We start from the raw sequence: 24,881 nt of genomic DNA on the forward strand, positions 1-24,881 counted from the left end.
CGCCGGTCGTCCTGGGACGGTCGACGTGATGACGACCCCGTGGCGTAAGGAGTACTCCCCTCTGCGGGCAGTCTGGCAGGTTCTGCAGCCGGGCGGAAATCAGCCGCGTGCGACCGGCAACGCCAAGGACGCCGTTGCGCGACGGACTTAGTATGTTCGCCTTGTGGCAATGCCTGCTCCTGCGGAGATTCCTGCTCAGTACCTGCTCGGGGAGCACGCTCCGGAACCGCGCACCCTGATCGACATTCTCTACGAGACTGCCACGCGCTACCCCGATGCCGCTGCCATCGACGACGGCACCGTGCGGCTGAGCTACTCGGAGTTGATCACCGACGTCGAGGACAGCGTGACCTGGCTGGCGGCCCGCGGGATCGGGCGCGGCGACCGGATCGGGATCCGGATGCCGTCGGGCAGCTACGCGCTCTACGTCGCGATCTTGGCCACCCTGGCCGCCGGCGCGGCCTACGTGCCGGTGGACGCCGACGACCCCGACGAGCGCGCCCAGCTGGTGTTCACCGAGGCCGGTGTGGTCGGTGTGATCACCGAAGCCGGCCTCACCCGCGGCCCGGGATCGTCGCGCGGCTGGCGGGCCGGCAAACCGCTGGGCCGCGACGACGCCTGGATCATCTTCACCTCGGGGTCCACCGGCACCCCCAAGGGGGTCGCCGTCACGCACCGCAACGCGGCCGCCTTCGTCGACGCCGAAGCACGGATCTTCCTGCCGGACAATCCAATCGGGCCTGAGGACCGGGTGCTGGCCGGGTTGTCGGTGGCCTTTGACGCGTCCTGTGAGGAAATGTGGCTGGCCTGGCGGCACGGCGCCTGCCTGGTGCCGGCACCGCGTTCGCTGGTGCGCAGCGGGATGGACCTGGGACCGTGGTTGATCTCCCGGGACATCACCGTGGTGTCGACAGTGCCGACACTGGCGGCGCTGTGGCCGGCCGAGGCGCTCGAACAGGTGCGGCTGCTGATCTTCGGCGGTGAAGCCTGCCCACCGGAGTTGGTGGAACGACTCGCGGTCGACGGCCGCGAGGTGTGGAACACCTACGGCCCCACCGAGGCAACCGTGGTGGCCTGTCTGGCCGAACTGGACGGCAGCGGGCCGGTCAGCATCGGGTTGCCGCTGCCCGGCTGGGATCTGGCGGTGGTGGATTCCGAAGGCCACCCGGTGGGTTATGGCCAGACCGGTGAGCTGGTGATCGGCGGGGTCGGCCTGGCCCGCTACCTGGATCCGGAGAAGGACGCCGAAAAGTACGCCGCCATGCCGACTTTGGGTTGGAGCCGGGCCTACCGCAGCGGAGACCTGGTCCGGCTGGAACCCGACGGCTTGTACTTCCAGGGTCGCGCCGACGATCAGGTCAAGGTCGGCGGGCGCCGCATCGAACTCGGCGAGGTGGACGCCGCGCTGGTCAACCTGCCCGGGGTATCCGGCGGCGCGGCCGCGGTCCGGCGCACCGCCAGCGGCACCCCGCTGCTGGTCGGCTACATCGCCAGTGCGGACCCGAACTTCGATTTGGCCGCGGCGCGCGCAGCGCTGGCCGAGGCACTGCCGGCGGCCCTGGTGCCCCGGCTGGTCCTGGTCGACGAGCTGCCCACCCGCACCTCGGGCAAGGTGGACCGCAACGCGCTGCCCTGGCCGGTCGGCAGCGACGACGACGAACCCGACCTGGGCGGCACGTTGGGCTGGCTGGCCGCGCAGTGGCGCGACGTGTTGGGCGCGCAGGTGGACGGCCCGGAAGCCGATTTCTTCGCACTCGGCGGCGGTTCGCTGTCGGCGGCGCAGCTGGTCGCCGCGCTGCGCGTCCGCTACCCGCAGCTGACCGTCGCCGATTTGTACGACCATCCGCGGTTGGGCTCCCTGGCCGGGTTCCTGGACGAGCTCGACCCGCCGCCGGTGATCGCGCCGCGCCAGGTCCGGCCCACCCCGTTGCGCAGCCAGGCCGCGCAGGTGCTGCTGTCAGTGCCGTTGGCCACGTTGACCGCCCTGCAGTGGGTGACCTGGCTGGCACTGGCCAACAATGTGCTGGCCGAGGTCTATCCGCTGCCCTGGCTGGCACCGCTGAACTGGTGGCTGGTGGCGGTGGCGTTCGTGCTGTTCATCACGCCGCTGGGCCGGATGGGGATCGCCGCGGTCAGCGCGCGGACGCTGTTGTCGGGACTGGAGCCGGGCAGCTACCGCCGCGGCGGGTCCGAGCACCTGCGGGTGTGGCTGGCCGAACGCCTGTCGGCGGCCTCGGGCGCGGAGAACCTGGCCGGTGCGCCGTGGCTGGTGTACTACGCCCGCGCCTTGGGCAACAAGGTGGGCAAGGGCGTCGACCTGCATTCGGCGCCCCCGGTGACCGGAATGTTGAGTCTGGGGCATCGCAGCTCGATCGAACCGGAGGTGGACCTGTCCGGGCATTGGATCGACGGCGACCTCTTCCACGTCGGGCCGATCACGATCGGCAATGACGCCACCATCGGTGCCCGGACCACGCTGCTGCCCGGTGCGGTGGTCGGCAAGGACGCCGACGTCGCCCCCGGCTCGGGGGTGCTCGGCAAGGTCAAGAACGGTCAGTACTGGACCGGCTCGCCGGCGGTGAAGTCCGGCAAAGCCCGGCACCCGTGGCCGGAGCACCGGCCGCCCCGCGCCGTGCTGTGGGTGGTGATCTACGGCCTGACCTCGCTGCTGCTGAGCGGGCTGCCGCTGCTGGCCCTGGCAGCCGGGTTCGCGGTGCTGGTGTGGGCGGTGCGCGATACCGCCACGCCGGCCGACGCCGCGCTGCCCGCGCTGCTGTGGACCCCGGCCGCGGCACTGACAGCGGTGCTGGTCTACGCCGCGGTCACGGTGGTCGGGGTGCGACTGTTGTCGATCGGTTTGCAAGCCGGATATCACCCGGTGCGCAGCCGGTCGGGCTGGCAACTGTGGGCCACCGAGCGGCTGATGGACGCCGCCCGCAATTACCTGTTCCCGATCTATGCCAGTCTGCTGACGCCGTGGTGGTTGCGCCTGCTCGGCGCCAAGGTGGGCGCCGGTACCGAGATCTCGACTGCGCTGCTGACGCCGAAGTTCACCGTGATCGAGGACGGCGCATTCCTGGCCGACGACACCATGGTGGCGTCTTACGAGCTCGGCGGCGGCTGGATCCACGCCGCTCCGGCCACCATCGGCCGGCGCGCATTCCTGGGCAACTCGGGTATCACCCAACCCGGCCGGCGGGTGCCGCCGGACGGCTTGGTGGCCGTCTTGTCGGCCGCGCCGCACAAGGCCAAGAAGGGCTCGTCCTGGCTGGGCAGTCCGCCGATGCGGTTGCGCCGGCAGCCGACCGCCGCCGACACGCTGCGCACCTTCCACCCGCCAGTGCGCCTGAAGATCATGCGAGCCCTGGTGGAAACCGGCCGGCTGGTGCCGGTGATCGTCACCTTCGCGATCGGCGCCGCGGTGCTGGGCGCGCTGCAGGTGCTGGCCGTGCACTACGGCTGGGGGTACACCGCACTGGCCGGCGGTCTGGTGCTGCTGATCGCCGGGGCGTTCGCCGGCGCCATCGCGGTGCTGGCGAAATGGGTTGTGGTGGGCAGGATCCGGGCGGTCGAACATCCGCTGTGGTCGTCGTTCGTGTGGCGCAACGAGGTGTCGGACACGTTCGTCGAGACGGTGGCCGCACCGTGGTTCGCGCGGGCCGCGAGCGGCACCCCGGTGATGAACATCTGGCTGCGTGGACTCGGTGCCGACATCGAGCGCGGGGTGTGGTGCGAGACCTACTGGCTGCCGGAGGCCGATCTGGTGCGCCTGGGTCGCGGCAGCACGGTCAACCGCGGGTGTGTGGTGCAGACGCATCTGTTCCACGACCGCATCATGGCGATGGACACCGTGGTGCTCGACGACGGCGCCACGTTGGGCCCGCACTGCGTCGCGCTGCCCGCGGCCCGGATCGGCGCCGGTGCCACGGTCGGGCCGGCCTCGCTGGTGATGCGCGGTGACGAGGTCCCGGCGTCGACCCGCTGGTTGGGCAATCCCATTGCGCCGTGGACGAACTCACGTAAGAAGCGGCGCTCGTGAGCAAGAAACGCGCGCCGGGTAAGTTCCGTCCGCCGGTCATCGACCCGTATCTGCCGCAGAACGGCAACTTCGGCTACCGGGTGTCGCGCTACGAACTCGCGATCGAGTACAAGGTCGCCAGCAACCGGCTGGCCGGATCGGCGTCGATCACCGCGGTCACGCTGGCGGCGCTGAAGACATTCACCCTGGATCTGGCACAGAACCTGAGTGTGTCCAAGGTCACGGTGAACGGCCGCCGGCCGCAGCACTTCTCCACCTCGGGCGGCAAGCTGCACATCACCTTGGCCGCGGCGGCGCCGGCCGGGTCCGCGTTGCTGATCGACGTGCGCTACGGCGGTAATCCGCGGCCGATCAAAACCATGTGGGGCGAGGTCGGTTTCGAGGAGTTGGACAACGGTGTGCTGGTGGCCGGCCAACCCAACGGGGCGGCGTCCTGGTTCCCGTGCGACGACCATCCCGGCGCCAAGGCCAGCTACCGCTTCCAAATCAGCACCGACAGTCCGTACCGGGCAATCGCCAACGGCGAGTTGCTGTCTCGTCGAGTGCGGGCGGGGCAGACCACCTGGACCTACGAGCTGGCCGAGCCCACCTCGACCTATCTGGCCACCTTGCAGATCGGGGACTATGTCACCCACCAACTGGCCAAGTCACCGGTGCCGATGCAGGCCGCGCTACCGGCCCGACTGGTCGGCGCGTTCGATCAGACCTTCGCCCGGCAACCGCAGATGATGAAGGCGTTCCTGAAATGGTTCGGCCCGTACCCGCTGTCCAACGGCTACACGGTGGTGGTCACCGCGGACCGGTTGGAGATTCCGCTGGAGGCGCAAGGCATTTCGATCTTCGGCGCCAACCACTGCGACGGCACCCGCCGGTCGGAGCGACTGGTGGCCCATGAGTTGGCGCACCAGTGGTTCGGCAACAGCGTGACCGCCCGGCATTGGCGCGACATCTGGCTGCACGAGGGTTTCGCCTGCTACGCCGAGTGGCTGTGGTCGCAGGAAGCCGGCGGGCCCAGCACCGACGAACTGGCCCGCCAGTACCACGGCAAGCTGTGCCAGTCCCCGCAGGACCTGCTGCTGGCCGACCCGGGACCCAAGGACATGTTCGACGATCGGGTGTACAAGCGCGGCGCGTTGACCCTGCATGCCTTGCGTTCGGCGATCGGGGATGAGAATTTCTTTGCCCTGCTGCTGGATTGGACGACCCGGCACCGGCACGGCACGGTGGTCACCGACGACTTCATCGGATTGGCCGCCCGCCATTCCGAGGTGCCGCTGCGAGGGCTGTTTGACGACTGGCTGTACGCCAAACCGGTGCCCCGACTGTGACCGACGCCGGCGCGCCCACAGGCCCGGTGACGCGCGGCAGCGTCACCCGGGTGGGTGTGGCGACCGCCGTCACCGCGGTGTGCGGTTACGCGGTGTTGTATCTGGCCGCCCGAGATCTGGACCCGGCCGGGTTCTCGGTGTTCGCGGTGTTCTGGGGTGCGTTCGGTTTGGTGTCCGGCGCAGCCAACGGACTGCTGCAGCAGAGCACCCGGGAGATCCGGCTGGCCGCCGCAGCCGGACCCGCGCAGCCGCCGGGTGCGGTCACCCATCCGATGCGGTTGGCCGCGCTGGTGGGTCTGCTGGCCGGGGTGCTGATCGCGGTCAGCGCGGTGCTGTGGTCCACCCATGTGTTCGTCGAATTCCGTTGGCTTTCAGTGCTGTTGCTGTCCACCGGGCTGGCCGGGTTCTGTCTGCACGCCACCTTGTTGGGCATGCTGGCCGGCGCCGACCGCTGGTCGCAGTACGGCGCGCTGATGGTCACCGACGCCGTCACCCGGGTGATCCTCGCCGCCGCCACCGTGCTGATCGGGTGGGGTCTGGTGGGTTTCCTGTGGGCCACCGTCGGCGGCGCGCTGGCCTGGCTGGCACTGCTGATCGCCTCGCCGACCGCGCGGCACACTGCCACGCTGGTCGCCCACGATGATCCCCGCTCGTTCCTGCGCGGGGCGGGGCATGCGGTGGCCGCCGCCGGCGCCAGCGCAATCCTGGTGATGGGCTTCCCGGTGCTGCTGCAGGCCACCTCGGGTGAGTTGGGCGCCGTCGGCGGCGTGGTGATCCTGGCGGTGACGCTGACCCGTGCGCCGCTGCTGGTGCCACTGACCGCGATGCAGGGCAACCTGATTGCGCATTTCGTCGATCAGCGCCGGCACCGGTTGCGGGCCCTGACCGGGCCGGTGCTGCTGGTGCTCGGCATCGGTGTGTTGGGGGTGGTGGCCGCCGGCTGGGCCGGGCCGTGGCTGCTGCGGGTCGGTTTCGGCCCGGGTTACCAGGCCGGCGGTGCGCTGCTGGCCTGGCTGACCGCCGGTGCGGTGGCGATCGCGGTGCTGACCGTGACCGGTGCGGCGACCGTCGCGGCCGCGCTGCATCGGGCGTACTCGCTGGGCTGGGTCGGGGCCACCGTGGCCGCGGCCGCGCTGCTCATGCTCCCGCTGGGTCTGGAGACCCGCACCGTGATCGCCCTGCTGTGCGGGCCGATCGTGGGAATCGTGGTGCATCTGCTCGCGCTGGCCCGCTCGGGTCCGGCCGTCGGTCGGGACGCGGGCCTGCGCCTGCCCGGTGGGCCCAGCTAGACCGCGTACCCTGACCTCATCGAAGCGCCGTATCACGACACCTGGATCGTCGTCCCAGCATTCAACGAGGTGAGCGTCATCGCCGACGTCGTCACCGGTCTTCGCGCGGTCTTCGGGCGCGTGGTGGTCGTCGACGACGGCAGCCACGACGGCACCGCGGCCGCTGCGCTGGCCGCCGGCGCTCACGTCGTCACCCATCCGGTCAACCTCGGGCAGGGCGCGGCCATCCAGACCGGCGTGGAGTACGCCCGCAACCAGGCCGGTGCACGCGTGTTCGCCACCTTCGACGCCGACGGCCAGCACCGGGTCGCCGACGTCGTCGCCATGATCGAGCGGTTGGCCGTCGGCGACGTCGACATCGTGGTGGGGACCCGATTCGCCGACGGGCCGCCGCCGCGGATGCCGTGGCTCAAGCGGCTGGTGCTCAAGACCGCCGCCGCGGTGAGCCCGAGTAGCCGCAAACTGCACCTGACCGATGCGCACAACGGGCTTCGGGTGTTCACCAAGACCGTGGCCGACGGGTTGAATCTGACCATGAACGGCATGAGCCACGCCAGCGAGTTCATCGCGCTGATCGTGGAGAACGACTGGCGGGTGGCCGAGGTGCCGGTCCAGATCCTCTACACCGACTATTCGATGTCGAAGGGCCAACCGCTGCTCAACGGTGTGAACATCATCTTCGACGGTTTCCTGCGGAAGAGGTTGCCACGATGAACTGGATCCAGGGCCTGCTGATCGCGGCGGTGCTGGCGCTGCTGCTGTACTTGGTGAAATCGCGGCGCAGCGCCAAGACCAGGGCCTGGGTCAAGGTCGGCTATCTGGTGTTCGTGGTGGCCGCGGTGTACGCCATCCTGCGGCCCGACGACACCACGGTGCTGGCCAACCAACTGGGCGTGGACCGGGGCGCGGATCTGATCGGCTACGTGCTGATCATCGCGTTCATCTTCACCACGATGAGCACCTACATCCGGTTCAAGGACCTCGAGCTCAAGTACGCCCGGCTGGCGCGGGCGGTGGCGCTGACCAATCCGCAGACCCCGGAGCACTGACCCCGTCTGCGCCCAAAAAGCCGGTTCTGCGCAGCTCGGCCGGTCAGTGCGTGCGGAAGTACTCCACGGTGCGACGCACGCCCTCGTCCAGGCCGACCTGCGGCCGCCAACCCAGCACCTGCTCGGCGCGGCTGATGTCCAGGCAGGACCGTTTCAGGTCACCGAGGCGCGGCGGGTGGAACTCCGGGTCATCCGGGGCGCCAACGGCTTTGGCGACGGCGGTGTGCAGTTCCCGGTCGGAGGTCTCCAGGCCGGTGCCGATGTTGAACCGCTGACCGCCGCCGGCATCTCCGGACGCCTTGACGAAGGCGTCCACCACGTCGTCGACGAACACGTAGTCACGGGTGTTGGAGCCGTCACCGAACACCTTCGTCGTCCGACCCTCCAGCAGGGCCTGGGCGAAGATGGCCACCACCCCCGCCTCGCCGTGCGGGTCCTGACGCGGGCCGTAGACATTGGCCGGCGCGATGTGCGAGCAGTCCAGGTCATACAGATGCCGGAAGGTGTTCAGATAGATCTCACCGGCAACCTTGCCCGCGGCATACGGCGAATGCGGATCGGTGGGCACTTCCTCGCTGGTCGGGAATGTCGAGGGCACACCGTAGATCGAGCCGCCCGAGCTGGTGTGCACGATCTTGCGCACGCCGGTCCGGCGGGCCGCCTCCGCCAGCCGCACGGTGCCGATCACGTTGACCGAGGCGTCGAACCGCGGATCGGCCACCGAGTGGCGCACGTCGATCTGCGCGGCCAGGTGGAACACCACCTCCGGGGTGTACTCCTCGAAGATGGTGTCCAGGTCGGCCTCGACGATGTCGGCTTCGCGGAAGAAGAACTGCGGCTGCTCGGCCAGGTGCTCGATGTTGGTGGCCCGGCCGGTGCTGAAATCATCCAGCCCGACCACCGAGTGGCCGTCGGCGATCAGCCGATCGACCAGCGTAGATCCGATGAAACCGGCAGCTCCGGTGACCAGTGCGCGCATCGCCCCCACCCTACCCAGGTAAGAAGGTGGAATGTCTGCCCGCTCCGTCGTGACGCTCGCCACCGCGCTGATCGCGGTGCAACTCGCGGTCCGCGCCGGGCTGGCATTCGGCGGCTACTTCTATTGGGACGATCTGGTGCTGGTGGGCCGGGCCGGCACCCAGGAGCTGCTGTCGGTGGGCTACCTGTTCGACGACCACGACGGCCACGTGATGCCGGCCGGCTTCTTGCTCGGCGGGTTGATCACCCGCGCGGCCCCACTGGTCTGGTCCGGTCCGGCGCTGTCGCTGGTGCTGCTGCAATTGTTGGTCTCGCTGGCGTTGCTGCGCACCCTGCACGTCCTGCTGGGCTGGCGACCGGCGCTGCTGGTCGTGCTCACCTTCGCCTTGTTCACGCCGTTGGCGGTACCCGGATTCGCTTGGTGGGCAGCCGGATTGAACTCGCTACCGATGCTGGCCGCGCTGGCCTGGGTGGTCGGCGACGCAGTCCTGTTGGTCCGCACCGGGAATCGCCGCTACGCGATCACCGGCACCGCGGTGTTCTTCGGCGGGCTGCTGTTCTTCGAGAAGGCCGCGGTGATCCCATTCGTCGCGTTCGCCGTCGTCGCGCTGCTCGGTTACGTTGGCGAGCAACCCGATTGGCTGCGTCAAACCTGGCGGCGCGGTCTGCCGCTGTGGCTGCCGGCGCTGGGCGTGCTGGCGCTGTGGATCGTGGTGTACCTGGTGGTGGTGGATCAGCAGCGCTGGAGCTGGGATCTGGCGATGACCTGGGATCTGTTGGCGCGCTCGTTCACTCACGGCATCGTGCCCGGTTTGGTCGGCGGCCCGTGGGAGTGGCAACGCTGGGCGCCGGCATCCCCGTGGGGGGTGCCGCCGCCGGCCGTGATGGCTGTCGGCTGGATCAGCCTGGCGGCGCTGCTGGCGCTGTCGGTGCGGCGCAAACGCCGGATCGCCCTGGTCTGGTTGATCGCCCTGGGTTACGCAGTGGCCTGCCAGATCCCGATCTACCTGATGCGCTCATCGCAGTTCACCGCGCTGGAACTGGCCCAGACCCTGCGCTATCTGCCGGACCTGGTGGTGGTGCTGGCGCTGTGCGCCGCGGTAGGGCTGCTCGCGCCTGACCGGGGGTCGACGCCGGCGACGCCGTCGCGGGTACGCACCGGCGCCGTGCTGGTGGCGCTGACGGCGTTCGTGGTCAGCAGCCTGTATTCCACCGCAACCTTCTTGACCAGTTGGCGCGACAACCCGACGAAGGACTACCTGCACACCGTGCAAGCCAGCTTGGCGGCCGCGGCCGCCGACTCTTCCGCGCCGCTGCTCGACCAGGAAGTGGACCCGTTGATCCTGCAGCGGATGGCGGCCCCGGAGAACCTGTTCAGCCACATGTTCGCGCTGCTGCCCAACCGGCCCGAATTCGCTTCTGCCACCACCGATCTGCGGATGTTCGACGCGACCGGGCGACTCCTCGACGCGCAGGTGACCTGGGTGCGCACCATCGTGGCCGGACCGACACCGCAGTGCGGCTACCTGACGCAGCCGGAATTGCCGCCGGTGCAGATGCCGTTGGACGGTCCGCTGCTGCCGTCGGAGTGGACCACCGAGATCAACTACCTGGCCAACGCCGAAGGTTCGATGACGCTGTCGCTGGATCAGGGCACCGAGGTCAAGGTTCCGGTGCATCCCGGGCTCAACCGGGTGTATGTGCGGCTCCCCGGCGCCGGCTCGGCGATCACCGCGCAGGCCGTCACCGCGTCGCTGTCGGTGTGCATCGCCTCGGGGCCACTCGGTTATCTGGCGCCACGCTGACTGTGCCAAAGTGATTTACATGACTGACTGGCGTGATCAGGGGTTGAACGTGTTCCGGGAGATGCTGCCCGGTGTGCTGCCGGAAACCGTGCCCAACGAGCAGGTGACCTTCGGCCGAGGATTCGCCAGTGAGCTGATGGAGATCGGCGTCGAGGGCATCTTCGGGCGGCTGTGGTCGCGCGAGGGACTGTCCCGGCGGGACCGCAGCCTGGTCACGCTGGGCCTGCTGATCGCACTCGGCGCCGAAGACGAGATGGAATCACACTTCAAGATCGCATTGCGCAACGGCTTGACCGAAGACGAACTGTCCGAGGTGATCTATCACTCCAGCGGCTATGCCGGCTTCCCGGCGGCCAACACCGCCAAGACCGCCGCGCTCAAAGCGATGCAACCAGAACGCGACATCTGACCGTTGCCGTTGCCGCTCTACCGTTTCCTTTCCGCTCACCGGGCCGGGTGAGCGGAACGGAAACGGTAGAGCGGGTGTGGCCGGAGCAGGTGGAGCCGCCTGGGGGAATCGAACCCCCGACCTATTCATTACGAGTGAATCGCTCTGCCGACTGAGCTAAGGCGGCGTGCCCGTCATCCGGGCCCAGCAGAGTCTACAGGTCGCTACGCAGTGCTTGCCCCACGGTGGCCACCATGGCATCGACGGCGAATTTGGGTTTGACGTTGGTCGCCAGCGCCGTACGGCAGTCCAGCACGGCCTCGATGCAGCGCAACAAGCGATCTGCCGAGGCATGCGCGGCCATCGCGGCGGCCTTGTCGGCCATGTCCGGGTGGTTGGCGGTGACCTCGGAGCTTCCGGTGGCCACCAGCAGTGCGTCGCGAAAATAGCTGGCCAGGTCGATCAACGCGCGATCCAGCGCGTCGCGGGCGGCCCGGGTGTGCCGGGACTTCTGCCGCTTCTCCAGATCCTTGATCGCCCCGGCGGCCCCGCGCAGGGTTCCCGCGGTGCCCTTGCCGGTGCCGCCCGCACCGAGCGCGGTGCGCAGTTCCTCGGTCTCGACCTCGTCACGCTCCACGGTCAGCGCCTTGGCTTCGGCCTCGGCGGCCGCGACCAACTCTTCGACGGCGGCGTACGCCCGCGATGGGGTGGCAGCGTCGCGGGCCAGCCCGAGCGCGCGGTTGCGCCGCTGCCGGGCGTCCGGGTCGACCGCCAGCCGGCGCGCCCGGCCGACGTGTCCGCCGCACACCGACGCGGCCCAGCGCGCGTCCTCGGCGGACAGCCCGTCGGTGTCGACGAGCACCTGCGCGATCGACTCGGCGGTGGGGGTGACCAACGCGACGTGCCGGCACCGTGAGCGCAGGGTGATGGCGATGTCCTCGGGGTCCACCGACGGTGCACACAGCAGGAACACCGTCGACGGCGGCGGTTCCTCGACCACCTTCAGCAGCGCGTTCGCGGCGCCCTCGGTGAGCCGGTCGGCGTCCTCGATCACCACGATCTGCCAGCGGCCGGTGCTCGGCCGACGGGCCGCGATCTGCACGATGGCCCGCATCTCGTCGACCCCGATCGACAGCCCCTCGGGAATGATGCGCCGGACGTCGGCATGCGTGCCGGCCATGGTGGTCTGACAGGCCCGGCAGGCGCCGCAACCCGGGCGGTCCTCAGACGTGCACTGCAGCGCGGCCGCAAAGCACAGTGCGGCCACCGACCGGCCGGATCCGGGCGGGCCGGTGATCAGCCAGGCGTGTGTCATGGTCCCGGCCGTGAACCCGCTGTGAGTCGCATCACTGCGCGCGGCGACGGCGGCTGCGGTCAGCTCTGCTTCCACGGCCTGTTGGCCCACCAATCGCGCGAAAACCCGGTGCACGGCCGCAACAGTAGTGCTCACCGGGGACATTTGGCACCGCCGCCGGGGTCTGTCGGGGTTCGGATACCGGCCAGCCGACCGATACGGTGATGGGGTGAGCACGGCGGAGCGACCGCAGGGGCGAATCAGCGGGTTCGTCCGGTGGGTCGTGCGTACCCCGTGGCCGGTGTTCACCCTCGGCATGGTGCAGGCCGACATCATCGGCGCGCTGTTCGTGCTCGGCTTCCTCCGCTTCGGCCTGCCGGCGCAGGACCGGGTGCAGTTGCAGGACCTGCCCGCGCTGAACCTGGCCATCTTCTTGGGTTATCTGCTGATCTCGTTCACCATCGGCGCGATCGTCAGCCTACGGCTACTGGTCCCGGTGTTCCGCTGGCAGCGCCGCGAAGCGCTGCTCAGTGACTCCGATCCAGAAGCCACCGAACTGGCCCGCACCCGTGCCCTGCGGATGCCCATCTACCGCACCGCGATCAGCCTGACCAACTGGTGCCTGGGTGCCATCGTGTTCATCGCCGCCAGCCACACGGTGGCCGGACATTCGGCCCTGGTGCTGGCGGTGGCCACCGGCCTGGGTGCCACCGCGACGTCGATCATCGGCTACCTGCAATCCGAGCGGGTGCTGCGCCCGGTCGCGGTCGCGGCGCTGCGCGGCGGGGTACCGGAGAACTTCCGGGCCCCCGGTGTGATCCTGCGGCTGGTGCTGACCTGGGTGCTGAGCACCGGCGTGCCGCTGTTGGCGATCGTGCTGGCCGTGGTGGCCGGCAAGTTCTCCATCCTGAGTGCCTCCAGCGATCAGCTGTTCACCCCGATCCTGTTGATGGCGTTGGCCGCTCTGGGTATCGGGTTGGCCGGCACCGTGTTGGCGGCCATGTCGATCGCCGACCCGCTGCGTCAGCTGCGCTGGGCACTCGGCGAGGTGCAGCGCGGCAACTACAACGCGCACATGCAGATCTACGACGCCAGCGAATTGGGTTTGCTGCAAGCCGGATTCAACGACATGGTGCGGGATCTGTCCGAACGGCAACGGCTACGCGACCTGTTCGGCCGGTACGTCGGCGAGGACGTGGCCCGACGCGCCTTGGAGCGCGGCACCGAACTCGGCGGCCAGGAACGCGACGTCGCGGTGCTGTTCGTCGACCTGGTCGGCTCCACCGAATTGGCGTCCACCCGCCCACCCGGCGAAGTGGTGAACCTGCTCAACGAGTTCTTCCGGGTGGTGGTCGAAACGATCGCCAAACACGGCGGTTTCGTCAACAAGTTCCAGGGAGACGCGGCCCTGGCGATCTTCGGTGCGCCGATCGAGCACCCGGCCGCCTCCAGCGCAGCGTTGGCTGCCGCCCGGGATCTGCACGACGCACTGCTGCCGGTGATCGGGTTCTCCGAGTTCGGCATCGGGGTGTCGGCCGGTCGCGCGATCGCCGGTCACATCGGCGCCCAAGCCCGGTTCGAGTACACCGTGATCGGAGACCCGGTCAACGAAGCCGCCCGGCTCACCGAGTTGGCCAAGCTGGAACCCGGGTTGGTGTTGGCCTCGGCCCGGGCGGTCAGCGAGGCCATCGACTCCGAAGCACTGGCCTGGGACGTCGGCGAGACGGTGGAACTTCGCGGCCGACGCGCACCGACGCAGTTGGCACGTCCGAAAACAGCTGCGGTACAGCAAGTTTCTGACGAACAACCGGTGGACGGCTAAACCAGCCCGGTTCAGGCCTTCTTCGCGGCAGCCTTCTTTGTCGCCTTCTTGGCGGTGGTCTTCTTGGCGGCGGCCTTCTTGGTCGCCTTCTTCTTCACCGGGCCGCGGGCACGCCGATCGGCCAGCAGTTCCGAGGCGCGTTCGTCGGTGATCGACAGCACGTCGTCGCCCTTGCGCAGGCTGGCGTTGGTCTCGCCGTCGGTGACGTACGGACCGAAGCGACCGTCCTTGATCACCATCGGCTTACCCGACGCCGGGTCGGTGCCCAACTCCCGCAGCGGCGGAGCCGCGGCGGCCTGTCGGCCACGCCGCTTGGGCTCGGCGTAGATCTTCAACGCCTCCTCCAAGGTGACGGTGAACATCTGCTCCTCGGTGGCCAGCGAGCGAGAGTCGGTGCCGCGCTTGAGATATGGGCCGTAGCGGCCGTTCTGCGCGGTGATCTCCTCACCGTTGTTCGGGTCCACGCCCACCACCCGCGGCAGCGACAGCAGCTTCAGTGCGTCCTCGAGCGTCACGGTTTCCAGGTCCATGGTGCGCAGCAGCGAACCGGTGCGCGGTTTGGGTCCGGTGGGTTTCTTGCCTTTCTTGGCCGGGGTGCCGGCCTCGCCGTCGTCCGGCGGCTCGGGCAGCACCTCGGTCACGTAGGGACCGAATCTGCCGTCCTTGGCCACGATTTCGTGACCGGTGACCGGGTCGATACCCAGACTGCGGCCGCCCTGCGGGGTGGCGAACCGCTTCTCGGCCAGCTCCAGGGTCAACTCGTCGGGCGTCACGTCGTCGCTGAGGTTGGCGCGCTGCGGGGTCGGTTCGCCGTCCTCACCGAGCACCATCCGCTCCAGGTACGGACCGTTGCGGCCGACCCGGACGTACACCGCGCGGCCTTCCTCGTCGTCGAAGAGCTTGATCGAGTTGATCTCTCGCGCGTCGATGCCCTCCAAATTGCCACCGACCAGCTGCTTGAGCCCGCCCGAACGCGCGATCGAACCCTCGACGCCGTGCTCGCCGCCGAAGTAGAAGTTCGACAGCCAGTTGCTGCGCTGTTCGAGACCCGAGGCGATCTCGTCGAGTTCGTCTTCCATCGCGGCGGTGAAGTCGTAGTCCACCAACCGCGCGAAATGCTGTTCCAGCAGCCCGATCACGGCGAACGCCACCCAGGACGGCACCAACGCGCTGCCCTTCTTGTACACGTAGCCGCGATCCTGGATGGTCTTGATGATCGAGCTGTAGGTCGAGGGCCGGCCGATGCCCAGCTCCTCGAGTGCCTTGATCAGAGAGGCTTCGGTGTACCGCGCCGGCGGATTCGTGGAGTGCCCGTCCGGGGTCAGCTCGGCGGCCCGGACCTGCTGGCCCTGGCGCAGCTGCGGCAACCGGCGTTCGGCGTCGTCGGCCTCACCGCCGGCCAACTCGTCGACAGTTTCGACGTAGGCCTTCAGGAAACCGGCGAAGGTGATGGTGCGACCGCTGGCGGCGAACGTGACCGCCCGGTTTCCGCCGTCGACGGCAGCCTGACCCGCGATCCGCAGACTCAAGGTGGTGCCGCGCGCGTCGGCCATCTGGGAGGCCACCGTGCGCTGCCAGATCAGCTCGTAGAGCCGGAACCCGTCGGCGTCGAGTTCGCGGCGCACCGCATCGGGGGTAGCGAAGGTGTCCCCGGCGGGACGGATCGCCTCGTGCGCCTCCTGGGCGTTCTTGACCTTGCGGGTGTACTGCCGCGGCGACGGGTGCACGTACTCCTCGCCGTAGAGCTGACGGGCTTGCGTGCGCGCGGCGTTGATCGCCGACTCCGACAGCGTGGTCGAGTCGGTACGCATGTAGGTGATGTAGCCGTTCTCGTACAGCTTCTGCGCCACACTCATGGTGCGCTCGGAGCTGAACCGCAGCTTGCGGCCGGCCTCCTGCTGCAGCGTGGAGGTCATGAACGGGGCGTAGGGCCGCCGGGTGTACGGCTTCTCCTCCACCGAGGCCACCTCGAGCGAGCTGCCGCGCAGCCCGTCGACCAGAGCGCCCGCACCGGCCTGGTCCAGCACCACGACCTCGTCGGGCTTCTTGAGCACACCGAGGGAGTCGAAATCGCGCCCGGTGGCCACCCGCTGGCCCGCGACGTTGACCAGCCGGGCGGTGAACACCGGCGGGGTGGCGGCCGGGTCGGAGACGCTGGCGTCCAACTCGGCGACGATGTCCCAGTACTCGGCGCTGCGGAACGCCATCCGCTCGCGCTCGCGCTGCACGATGATCCTGGTCGCCACCGACTGCACCCGGCCTGCGCTCAGCTTGGGCGCGACCTTCTTCCACAGCACCGGTGACACTTCGTAGCCGTACAGCCGGTCCAGGATGCGACGGGTCTCCTGGGCGTCAACCAGGTCGATGTCCAGTTCGCGAGGGTTCTCGGCGGCCGCCCGGATGGCCGGTTCGGTGATCTCGTGGAACACCATCCGCTTGACCGGGATGCGCGGCTTGAGCGTCTCCAGCAGATGCCAGGCGATCGCTTCACCCTCGCGGTCACCGTCCGTTGCCAGATAGAGCTCGTCGACGTCCTTGAGCAGGCCTTTGAGCTCGGTGACCGTGGCCTTCTTGTCCGGGCTGACGATGTAGAGCGGCTCGAAGTCGGCATCCACGTTGACACCCAGCCGGGCCCACGGTTCGGACTTGTACTTGGCCGGCACGTCGGCCGCGGCCCGGGGTAGATCCCGGATGTGGCCGCGGGAGGATTCCACTATGTAATTGGGCCCCAGGTAGCTGGCAATCTTGCGCGCCTTGGTCGGCGACTCGACGATGACGAGCCGCCGGACGCTTCCATTTCCGTCAGCCACCTGCGCTTACGCTCCTACTTCCTCGGCACCCGACGGGCTCTGTATCCCCCGCGGGCAACTGCCAATGTTGCATTGTGGACCCCCCGACGCAAACTGGCTCCCACTTCCGACGACGTCAGACCCGCGGCCACCCCGCGATCGCGTCGACGTCGTCGGGCGCTTCCCCGACATTCTCCACCAGCCGCGACAGCCGTCGGCGACCACTGATCCGCAGCGCCGGACGCGCCCCCCTGGTGCCGATCAGCGTCGGCGCGATTCCCACCCTCATCAGCGCTGAGGCTAGCGGGGAATGCGTCTCGGGTGCGTGCGGGTCCAGGCCGAGCAGGTAGCGGTCGGCGTCCGGGTAGCCGGCGGCCAGCACCCAGGCCCGCAGTTCGCGCGGGCCGGGCAACCACTGCGGCGGCACCGTCTTGACCGCGCCGCGGGTCCAGGCCGCGGCCATGGTCAGCAATCGCGGGTCGAGGCTGGTCCGGACCAGCGGGGTGTCCTCGTCGGTGCGGGTGATCTCCGAGTGCAGTTCGACCTCGTCGATCATCTCGGCCAGCCCGACCGCCCGCCACGACGCATCCACCACCACCGACAGCCGCGCACCACCGCGGGCCGAGACGATCTGTCCCGGCGCGGCCAGCATCCCGGCCAGGTCGGACACCGCAGGCGGCACCGATTCGGCGGAGAAGAAGGACAGCTGGCTCACGTCACGACAGTAAGCCAGACCGACCCCCCAGCCGGAGAAGAAACACCCCCGGGCGGTTCGACCGTCCGGGGGTGTGTTCTCAAGAGTGGTTTGCTCAGATGGCGCGAACGCCGGTGGCCTGCGGGCCCTTGGGGCTCTGGCCAACCTCGAACTCCACGCGCTGATTCTCCTCGAGGGTGCGGAAGCCCGACCCCTGGATCTCCGTGTAGTGGACGAACACGTCGGCGGATCCATCCTCAGGAGCGATGAAGCCGAAGCCCTTCTCCGCGTTGAACCACTTCACAGTTCCCTGTGGCATTCTCGTACTTTCCTTACTGTTTACTACCGGGTGCGGTACACCACCGTTGCAATGCACCGGGCCCGTTGTGACCGCACATCCTTCGCAGGAAACCGCGATCGCAACGTCGATCCTGCGAGATTGACACCACACAGAAGCTGCGACCTCCCACATCCAATCATGATCGGCGCCGCCGCGACAGTCTCAAGATCACCAACTCGTGAACAATTGACTCCGTGACCACACCGACCGCCGACGAGCACGCCGCCGCGCGCGGTGCCGGCGGGCCGGATTCCGGCGCCGGCCGCGGCGTTGCCCCGCCCCCCGGTTCCTTCGGAGCCGAGTTGCTGGCAGCTGCCCTGGCCGGCTCGGCAGCCGACACCGATCCGGTCGCCGGGGGCAGCCCGGTCCGTCATGTCGCGAACCTGCCAGCCCGCACCGGCAGCCGGTCATCCTGGCCGGAGTGGGTGCATCCGGACCTGGTCGCGGTGTTCGCCGACCGCGGGATCGGCACGCCCTGGTCACACCAGGTCCAGGCGGCCGAGTTGGCGCACGCCGGCCGGCACGTCATCGTCAGCACCGGGACGGCCTCGGGCAAGTCGCTGGCCTACCAGTTGCCGGTGTTGACGGCGTTGGCCGAGGACCCCCGCGCCCGGGTGCTCTACCTGTCCCCGACCAAGGCCCTGGGCCACGATCAGCTCGCAACCGCGCACCAGCTGTGCGCCTCGATCCCGGCGCTGCACGACGTCGCTCCCAGCGCCTACGACGGCGACAGCCCCACCGAGGTGCGCCGCTTTGCCCGGGAACGGTCCCGCTGGCTGTTCTCCAACCCGGACATGATCCACCTGTCCTTGTTGCGCAACCATGCCCGCTGGGCGGTGTTCCTGCGCGGTCTGCGTTTCATCGTGATCGACGAATGCCACTACTACCGCGGCATCTTCGGCTCGAACGTGGCGATGGTGTTGCGGCGGTTGCTGCGGCTGGCCGCCCGCTACGCCGCCGACGGCGGCGAGCCGACGGTGATCTTCGCCAGCGCGACGACGGCGGCCCCGGGGGCGACCGCGGCCCGGTTGATCGGGCAGAGCGTCGCCGAGGTCACCGAGGACGGTTCACCGCACGGCGCGCGCACGGTGGCGCTGTGGGAGCCGCCGTTACGGACCGACGTCACCGGCGAGAACGGCGCTCCGGTACGGCGCTCGGCGGGTGCCGAATCCGCCCGGCTGATGGCCGATTTGGTGGCCGAGGGAGCGCGCACCCTGACCTTCGTGCGGTCCCGCCGCGGCGCCGAACTGACCGCGCTGGGTGCCCGGGCCCGGCTCGACGAGACCGCACCGGAGTTGGCCGCGCGGGTGGCGTCGTACCGGGCGGGTTACCTGGCCGAGGACCGCCGGGCCCTGGAACGCGCGCTGGCCGACGGCGAGTTGCTCGGCTTGGCCACCACCAACGCGCTCGAGCTCGGGGTCGACATCGCCGGCCTGGACGCGGTGCTGCTGGCCGGGTTCCCCGGCACCGTGACGTCGTTCTGGCAGCAGGCCGGCCGGTCCGGGCGGCGCGGGCAGAGCGCGCTGGTGGTATTGGTGGCCCGCGATGACCCGTTGGACACCTACCTGGTGCACCACCCGGCCGCGCTGCTGGACAAGCCGATCGAACAGGTGGTCATCGACCCCACCAACCCGTACGTGCTCGGGCCGCAACTGCTTTGCGCGGCCACCGAACTGCCGATCGACGAGCGGGAAGTGCGGCTGTGGGACGCCGAGGCGGTGGCCGACGAACTGGTCGACGACGGCCTGCTGCGCCGGCGCGGCAGCCGGTACTTCCCGGCCCCGGACGTCGACCCGCACCCGGCCGTGGACATCCGCGGCGGGTCCGGTCCCGAAATCGCGATCCTGGAATCCGACACCGGCCGGATGCTGGGGGCCGCCGGAGCCGGGCAGGCGCCCGCCGCCCTGCACCCCGGCGCGGTGTATCTGCATCAGGGCGAGACCTACCTGGTGCAGAGCCTGGATTTCGAGGCCGGTGTGGCGTTCGTGTACGCCGACGATCCCGGGTACAGCACGCACGCCCGCGAGACGACCGACATCAAGGTCACCGGCGCGGGCGAATCGTTGCAGCGCGGAGGGGTCCGGCTGGGTCTGCTGCCGGTGCAGGTGACCAACCAGGTCACGGGTTACCTGCGGCGCACCCTGGCCGGCGAGGTGATCGACTTCATCGATCTGGACATGCCGCCGCGCACGCTGCCCACCGTCGCGGTGATGTACACCGTCACGCCGGAACTGCTCGCCGACAACGGTATCGACTCGGCACGGATACCCGGCTCCCTGCACGCCGCCGAACACGCCGCGATCGGGCTGCTGCCACTGGTGGCCAGCTGCGACCGCGGCGACATCGGTGGGTTGTCCACCGCGATCGGGCCGGACGGGCTGCCGACGGTGTTCGTCTACGACGGGCACCCCGGCGGGGCCGGCTTCGCCGAACGCGGGTTTCGGCAGGTCGCCACCTGGTTGGGTGCCACCGCGGATGCGATCGCGGCATGTGAATGCCCGCAGGGCTGCCCGTCCTGTGTCCAGTCCCCGAAATGCGGCAACGGCAACGATCCGCTGGACAAGGCCGGCGCCATCACTGTGCTGCGGGCGGTGCTTGCCGCACTGGGTTGACGACGGACCCCTCGAACGGTCGCACCCCAGGCGGCGCACCAGACAACTCTGCTCGGCTGCGCTCATCCGGCGACCGTGCAGTCGCAAACGTTAATTTGCTGTTAGGAAAAATTACCGCCTCCAGTGCGACGTCGCAACCCCTCCGCGGGCGCCCGCCACCGTTGCCAAAACCGGCAGCTGATGTGGTGATTCCCACTGCCTAGGCAGTCCGCCACCGGGGGTCGGGCGGTCCGGACTTCGCCTAAGATCAGTGCCCATGACCCACGACTGGTTGCTCGTGGAGACGCTGGGCAGCGAGCCTGTCGTGGTCGCCAACGGGCGGACGCTGCAGGAGATGGTTCCGGTCTCGGAGTTTCTGCGGCGCAGCCCGCATCTGGCGGCCATTCAGACCGCGATCACCGACACGGTGGCCGCGGGCACCAGCCTGACCAGCCTCACCCCGAAGGGCAACCGGGTGATCTGCACCGAACCGGTGAAGATGACCGACGGCACCGTGCACGGCGTGCACCTGTGGCTCGGCCGCGCCGACGACACCGCCCCCGATCGGCCGCTACCGGGTCCGCTGCTGTGGAACCTGAGCACCGGCGTGGCCACCGATACCCCGCAGTCGCTGATCAACAGCGGGCTGGACCCCGAGACCGGTCCGGCGGCCAACCGCGCGTTCATCGAAGATCTGCCCGACCGGGAGATGCACCCGGTAGAGGCCCGGCTGCTGTCCCGAACCCAACTCGGCGAACCCGGCACCAGCTACTGCGCCAGTTGGCAGGTCACCGATCATCAGGGCGAGCAGATCACGGTCAGCTTCGTGACCCGGATCAACATCGAGGTGATCGACGGCGCCGAGCAGACCGTGGCCCGGGCGATGAACTGGCGCTCCTGACCAAACCGACTGGTGCTCAGTGTGTTCCGCGTGCCGGCCCGGCGCGCGCGGCGGCCCGGGCAGCCTCCGGCCCGATCCGCAGCCGGACCCCGACCTGTGCGGTCACCACGGCATCGAGTCCCTCGATGCGGCACTCGGTGAGTTCTGCACCCATCGCCTGCGCCAACCGGTTGCCGCGCGCACACGCCGGCCCCGGCCCGTCGGCCAGCGTGGCCGCCACCGCCAGGGCCGCCAGGTCGGCGGCTGCCTGCGCGGTGTGGCGAGCCACGATCACGCTGCCCAGCTGTGCCCCGCCGATCGCGATGACCAGGACGGCGGCCACCGCGTAGGCCGCCGTGACCGTGACGCTGCCCCGCTCGGAATCAGTCGCCGGGCTCGACGGCGGCGACCGCGGTGGCATCGATGCGCACACCGGGCAACAGCGCCGAGCGCGCGGCGACGCTGACCACGACGAAGTCGCCGTCGTGGCGCACCTGCATCCGGGCCCCGCGGGGGGCCACCGCCGCCACCACCTGCGCGGCCACCCGCTCGTCGCCGCGGGCGGCCAGCCGGGCCGCCTCCCGGGCTGCGTCCAGGCAGCGCACCTTGGCTCCGATCGCCACCAGACCGGCAACGCACAACGCCAGCACCCCCACCAGGGTGACCAACGCCAGTGCGGCCTCCACGGTCGCGGCTCCAGCATCGTCGCTCAGACGCCGGTGTTCAGTGCCCGGTTGATGATGTTGGTCAGGGCCGAGACGATCGAGTCGCCGGTGACCACCGAGTACAGGATCGCTCCGAAGGCCGCCGCGGCGATGGTCCCGATGGCGTATGCGGTGATCCTGAATTACACCCCTGGCTTAGAAAGTTGCCCTCTTAAAAGAGGGCTCGCAGCCCCGTTATCAGAACGCACTGACAACTTCTGACCGTAGGCTCGGCGTGTCGTGCGGCTTTGCCTCGCCTTAGAGCGCATGATCGTCCGTTTGGCTAAGAATCCTCTGAAAATGACGCCAATGTGATTCCTTAGCTGTGAACTGTCCGCATCCGGCGGTACGCTGTGCCCAACGCAACAAACCTCAGGCCGATGCCTGGGGGGCTCGGGAACCTGAGGCTTGTGCTTCTACTTGGTCGGTAGAACTCAAAAGTATCAGGAGAGCGAAGCTTCGGAGTAATTATCCGGGGCTTTGTGTGATCCGAGTCTCACCTTGTTCGCGTTGATTGACCGCGCCTGAAAGGCAGGCCGGTTGGTACGAAAGGTGAACAAAACCCATGTACTTCAGGGTGAAGAACGACGCAGGTGGCCATCCGACGTGGTGGCTCTACAGCAATAACCATCAGATGGTGGCGTGGGCTGGCGAATCTTTCGCATCCACCTACAACGCCAACCGTGCAGCCGAAGCCTTCAAGGTCGGGGCAAAGACGGCTGCGTACGACATCTACTCGGACACCGGCGGCAACTGGCGCTGGCGGGCGAATCGCGGCGGTAACAAGGTTGCCTCGTCGGGCGAGTCGTTCTACAGCAAGTACGACGCTCAGCGTGCGGCTGAGAATGTTCGGGACAACGCGGGCGGTGCGACGGGGCCGTAGCCCGTACATCGCGGAAAGGGCGGCATCCTCCTTCGGGAGGGTGTCGTCTTTTTTGGCGCGATTCCGTCCTCCAACCTCTCGTAGGTTGCCCCTGGCGCGCTGGCAAGGCCCTTGAGGAATTAGCTGTAGCCCGGGTCGCCGGGCGCAGCCCGCCTCCAACGAGGATAAAATTAGCTACGACTACAACATGACACGTTGCTACCTGTGGTTATGGCCGTTCATGGAGTTTGCTGCATGCTACGGTGGGGGTCAGCGCGAGGAGGATCCCCATGACGAAGGCCCCGGTCCTACGCAATCTCTCTCGATGTGAGATCGAGCCTCTCTGCTCCCTTCCCTTCCCAGCATGTTTCGCGTTCCGCCACGTCAACTCGCATCACGACTGGCGAGGAGTTCTGCCATCTTACGATGAACCGGCAGCGACGACGAAAGGATCGAAATGGCTTGGCCTGCAAGGGATGACCCGAACTATCAGGCATACAAAGACGCGTATAACGCCCGACGACGTAAACGACGCAGCGATCCCGATTACATGGCTCGGTCACGCGAACGATGGGCAGCGCAGAAGGAGCGGCGCAAGGCAGAGGAATGGGAGAGGCGACATGGCAAGGAGGGCTGAACCACGAGTCATCGACTTCGGTAAGTGCGGCGATTGGGGATACAGGGTCTACGTCAACGCATTGCCCACACCGACCGACGGAAAGCTTCGACGCCCAACCCGGCCGGTGCCCGCGTTCCGGATGAAACGCGCTCGACGCATCTTGTGGGAGTGCAAGCAACAGCCCGAATGGCAACGGACCCAAGCGGCGTACTTCAAGCACCCATCACTGCGCAACGTGCCGTATCCCGTTCTGAAGCAACTACTGAAAGAGAGCGAGAGTGAGGGCTGATGGCGCCTCAGAAGTGGCGGCGAAGGATCGACGCAGAACAGCTTTTCGATGATGTGCGCAGTTGGATTGAGCGCTTCGTCAGTGTGATGAATCCCGACGACCTCGACATCATCACACTGTGGATCTTGCACACCCATCTGGTTAGCGAACTCAAGTCCACACCACGATTGATGATCGGGAGCATCGCTCCTGAATCCGGTAAGACGACGTTGCTCGACCACATGAACCGCCTATGCCACAACCCAGTGCAGGCAGCTTCGATGACGCCTGCGGTACTGCCTCGCATCTTGCAACACAGTATGGCGACAGTGCTTCTCGACGAAATTGACCGAGCGCTCAAGCCCGATAAGGAGGGCGTGAACGACCTCATTGCGATTCTGAACTCGGGCTATCGCGTTGGGGGTGCTCGCATCCTCATGGTGAAGGGCGAGGGCGGTGCTTACGTCCCGATGAAGCTACCGACGTTCGCTCCTGTCGCAATGGCGGGCAATCGTCCTCAGTTGCCCGATGACACCCGCAGTCGCAGCATCCATATCGTGATGATGCCCGGCGGTGAGGATGTCGAGGAATCCGATTGGGATGAGATCGAGGACGACGCGCAAAAGCTCCACGACAGGATCGCCGAGTGGGCCGAAAACGTGCGGGACCAAGTGCCGAACACGTCGCGGGTTGAATTGCCGGCCGAATGCAGGAACCGCCTGAAGGAGAAGTGGAAAGCACTCAAGCGTGTTGCCGTGTTGGGCGGTGAGCGATGGACCGCGAAGGCGGACAACCTGATTAAGCACGCCATCGCGGAGTACAACGCGGAACGAGAGAGCGGAATCAACAGGCCGCCAATCGGCGTCATGCTCATGATGGATCTCCATGCGGTCTGGCCGGAGGACAAGAGCTTCATGTCGTCCGAGCGCTTGGCTAATCGCTTGATGGCGCACAATCCGGACTACTGGGCGCGCGACGCAGATCGGGACAACACGCGGGACCTCAACGCCCAACGCTTGGGAAAGCTCATCCACGAGGCCGCCAAGGTGAACAGCGTTCGAGGCGTCAGGAACGGCCCCCGCGGATTCCGCAAAAGGGATCTGAACCCGATATGGGTGCGCCTCGGGTTGCCAATCAAATGA

Annotated in this window: 20 protein-coding genes and 1 tRNA gene; 12 read left to right on the forward strand and 9 right to left on the reverse strand. The window is 68.3% G+C overall.

The window, feature by feature from the left end:
- The first annotated feature begins 169 nt into the window (after positions 1-169).
- Genes AC5Y3P_RS06720 through AC5Y3P_RS06740 form a run of 5 tightly spaced genes read left to right on the forward strand, consistent with a single transcriptional unit; the run spans position 170 to position 7,705 of the window.
- A complete protein-coding gene (locus AC5Y3P_RS06720) occupies positions 170-4,039 on the forward strand; it encodes a Pls/PosA family non-ribosomal peptide synthetase (RefSeq protein WP_500045118.1) in 3,870 nt (1,289 codons plus the stop codon).
- Entirely contained in the window at positions 4,036-5,367 is a 1,332-nt protein-coding gene (locus tag AC5Y3P_RS06725; protein ID WP_500045119.1) for a M1 family metallopeptidase, read from the forward strand. Before AC5Y3P_RS06720 ends, AC5Y3P_RS06725 begins: the two co-directional genes overlap by 4 nt.
- On the forward strand, positions 5,364-6,656 hold the full coding sequence (locus AC5Y3P_RS06730) for a polysaccharide biosynthesis protein (RefSeq protein ID WP_500045120.1): 1,293 nt from the start codon (positions 5,364-5,366) through the stop codon (positions 6,654-6,656). The genes AC5Y3P_RS06725 and AC5Y3P_RS06730 overlap by 4 nt, the downstream gene beginning before the upstream one ends.
- 18 nt (positions 6,657-6,674) lie before the next feature.
- On the forward strand, positions 6,675-7,370 hold the full coding sequence (gene ppgS, locus AC5Y3P_RS06735; protein WP_500045188.1) for a polyprenyl-phospho-N-acetylgalactosaminyl synthase PpgS: 696 nt from the start codon (positions 6,675-6,677) through the stop codon (positions 7,368-7,370).
- A complete protein-coding gene (locus tag AC5Y3P_RS06740) occupies positions 7,367-7,705 on the forward strand; it encodes a DUF2304 domain-containing protein (RefSeq protein ID WP_500045121.1) in 339 nt (112 codons plus the stop codon). The genes ppgS and AC5Y3P_RS06740 overlap by 4 nt, the downstream gene beginning before the upstream one ends.
- 43 nt (positions 7,706-7,748) lie before the next feature.
- Here AC5Y3P_RS06740 and AC5Y3P_RS06745 read toward each other — a convergent pair whose 3' ends face one another.
- Positions 7,749-8,684 carry a GDP-mannose 4,6-dehydratase gene (locus tag AC5Y3P_RS06745; RefSeq protein WP_500045122.1) on the reverse strand — a complete coding sequence of 312 codons (936 nt, stop codon included), beginning with the start codon at positions 8,682-8,684 and terminating at the stop codon, positions 7,749-7,751.
- 31 nt (positions 8,685-8,715) lie between these two features.
- Here AC5Y3P_RS06745 and AC5Y3P_RS06750 point away from each other — a divergent pair, with 31 nt between their 5' ends.
- Positions 8,716-10,488 carry a hypothetical protein gene (locus AC5Y3P_RS06750; protein ID WP_500045123.1) on the forward strand — a complete coding sequence of 591 codons (1,773 nt, stop codon included), beginning with the start codon at positions 8,716-8,718 and terminating at the stop codon, positions 10,486-10,488.
- A gap of 19 nt (positions 10,489-10,507) precedes the next feature.
- Positions 10,508-10,897, forward strand: a complete 390-nt coding sequence (locus AC5Y3P_RS06755; RefSeq protein WP_500045124.1) for a carboxymuconolactone decarboxylase family protein — start codon at positions 10,508-10,510, stop codon at positions 10,895-10,897.
- A gap of 90 nt (positions 10,898-10,987) precedes the next feature.
- Here AC5Y3P_RS06755 and AC5Y3P_RS06760 read toward each other — a convergent pair.
- Positions 10,988-11,063 (reverse strand) — tRNA-Thr (locus AC5Y3P_RS06760).
- Between the two features lie 27 nt (positions 11,064-11,090).
- The gene (locus AC5Y3P_RS06765) at positions 11,091-12,305 is read right to left on the reverse strand and encodes a DNA polymerase III subunit delta' (protein WP_500045189.1); all 1,215 of its coding nucleotides are present in this window, start codon (positions 12,303-12,305) and stop codon (positions 11,091-11,093) included.
- A 49-nt stretch (positions 12,306-12,354) separates the two neighbouring features.
- On the opposite strand from AC5Y3P_RS06765, the gene AC5Y3P_RS06770 reads away from it, so the two are divergent.
- Positions 12,355-13,992: an adenylate/guanylate cyclase domain-containing protein gene (locus AC5Y3P_RS06770; RefSeq protein ID WP_500045190.1), complete on the forward strand. Its 1,638-nt coding sequence runs from the start codon at positions 12,355-12,357 to the stop codon at positions 13,990-13,992.
- Positions 13,993-14,003: 11 nt separating this feature from the next.
- On the opposite strand, the gene topA is transcribed toward AC5Y3P_RS06770, so the two are convergent.
- From topA to AC5Y3P_RS06785, 3 genes are all read right to left on the reverse strand, one after another.
- On the reverse strand, positions 14,004-16,802 hold the full coding sequence (gene topA, locus AC5Y3P_RS06775) for a type I DNA topoisomerase (RefSeq protein ID WP_500045125.1): 2,799 nt from the start codon (positions 16,800-16,802) through the stop codon (positions 14,004-14,006).
- Positions 16,803-16,917: 115 nt separating this feature from the next.
- Positions 16,918-17,496: a hypothetical protein gene (locus tag AC5Y3P_RS06780; protein ID WP_500045126.1), complete on the reverse strand. Its 579-nt coding sequence runs from the start codon at positions 17,494-17,496 to the stop codon at positions 16,918-16,920.
- A 94-nt stretch (positions 17,497-17,590) separates the two neighbouring features.
- Positions 17,591-17,794, reverse strand: coding sequence for a cold-shock protein (locus AC5Y3P_RS06785; protein ID WP_500045127.1), 204 nt, complete (start codon positions 17,792-17,794; stop codon positions 17,591-17,593).
- 323 nt (positions 17,795-18,117) lie between these two features.
- Between AC5Y3P_RS06785 and AC5Y3P_RS06790 the strand changes: the two genes are divergently transcribed.
- Both AC5Y3P_RS06790 and AC5Y3P_RS06795 read left to right on the forward strand, forming a co-directional pair.
- Positions 18,118-20,427 carry a DEAD/DEAH box helicase gene (locus AC5Y3P_RS06790; RefSeq protein WP_500045191.1) on the forward strand — a complete coding sequence of 770 codons (2,310 nt, stop codon included), beginning with the start codon at positions 18,118-18,120 and terminating at the stop codon, positions 20,425-20,427.
- Between the two features lie 256 nt (positions 20,428-20,683).
- The gene (locus AC5Y3P_RS06795) at positions 20,684-21,307 is read left to right on the forward strand and encodes a PAS domain-containing protein (RefSeq protein WP_500045128.1); all 624 of its coding nucleotides are present in this window, start codon (positions 20,684-20,686) and stop codon (positions 21,305-21,307) included.
- 16 nt (positions 21,308-21,323) lie between these two features.
- Here the strand turns inward: AC5Y3P_RS06795 and AC5Y3P_RS06800 are convergent, their stop codons facing one another.
- Genes AC5Y3P_RS06800 through AC5Y3P_RS06810 form a run of 3 tightly spaced genes read right to left on the reverse strand, consistent with a single transcriptional unit; the run spans position 21,324 to position 22,127 of the window.
- Positions 21,324-21,707, reverse strand: coding sequence for an Rv3654c family TadE-like protein (locus tag AC5Y3P_RS06800; protein WP_500045129.1), 384 nt, complete (start codon positions 21,705-21,707; stop codon positions 21,324-21,326).
- Entirely contained in the window at positions 21,670-21,972 is a 303-nt protein-coding gene (locus AC5Y3P_RS06805) for a TadE family type IV pilus minor pilin (RefSeq protein WP_500045130.1), read from the reverse strand. Before AC5Y3P_RS06805 ends, AC5Y3P_RS06800 begins: the two co-directional genes overlap by 38 nt.
- A 23-nt stretch (positions 21,973-21,995) precedes the next feature.
- On the reverse strand, positions 21,996-22,127 hold the full coding sequence (locus AC5Y3P_RS06810) for a DUF4244 domain-containing protein (protein WP_500045192.1): 132 nt from the start codon (positions 22,125-22,127) through the stop codon (positions 21,996-21,998).
- A 428-nt stretch (positions 22,128-22,555) separates the two neighbouring features.
- Here AC5Y3P_RS06810 and AC5Y3P_RS06815 point away from each other — a divergent pair, with 428 nt between their 5' ends.
- Positions 22,556-22,873, forward strand: coding sequence for a YegP family protein (locus AC5Y3P_RS06815; RefSeq protein ID WP_500045131.1), 318 nt, complete (start codon positions 22,556-22,558; stop codon positions 22,871-22,873).
- Between the two features lie 886 nt (positions 22,874-23,759).
- Positions 23,760-24,881, forward strand: coding sequence for a DUF3631 domain-containing protein (locus AC5Y3P_RS06820; protein WP_500045132.1), 1,122 nt, complete (start codon positions 23,760-23,762; stop codon positions 24,879-24,881).

The organism is Mycobacterium sp. NGS45, assembly GCF_059812645.1.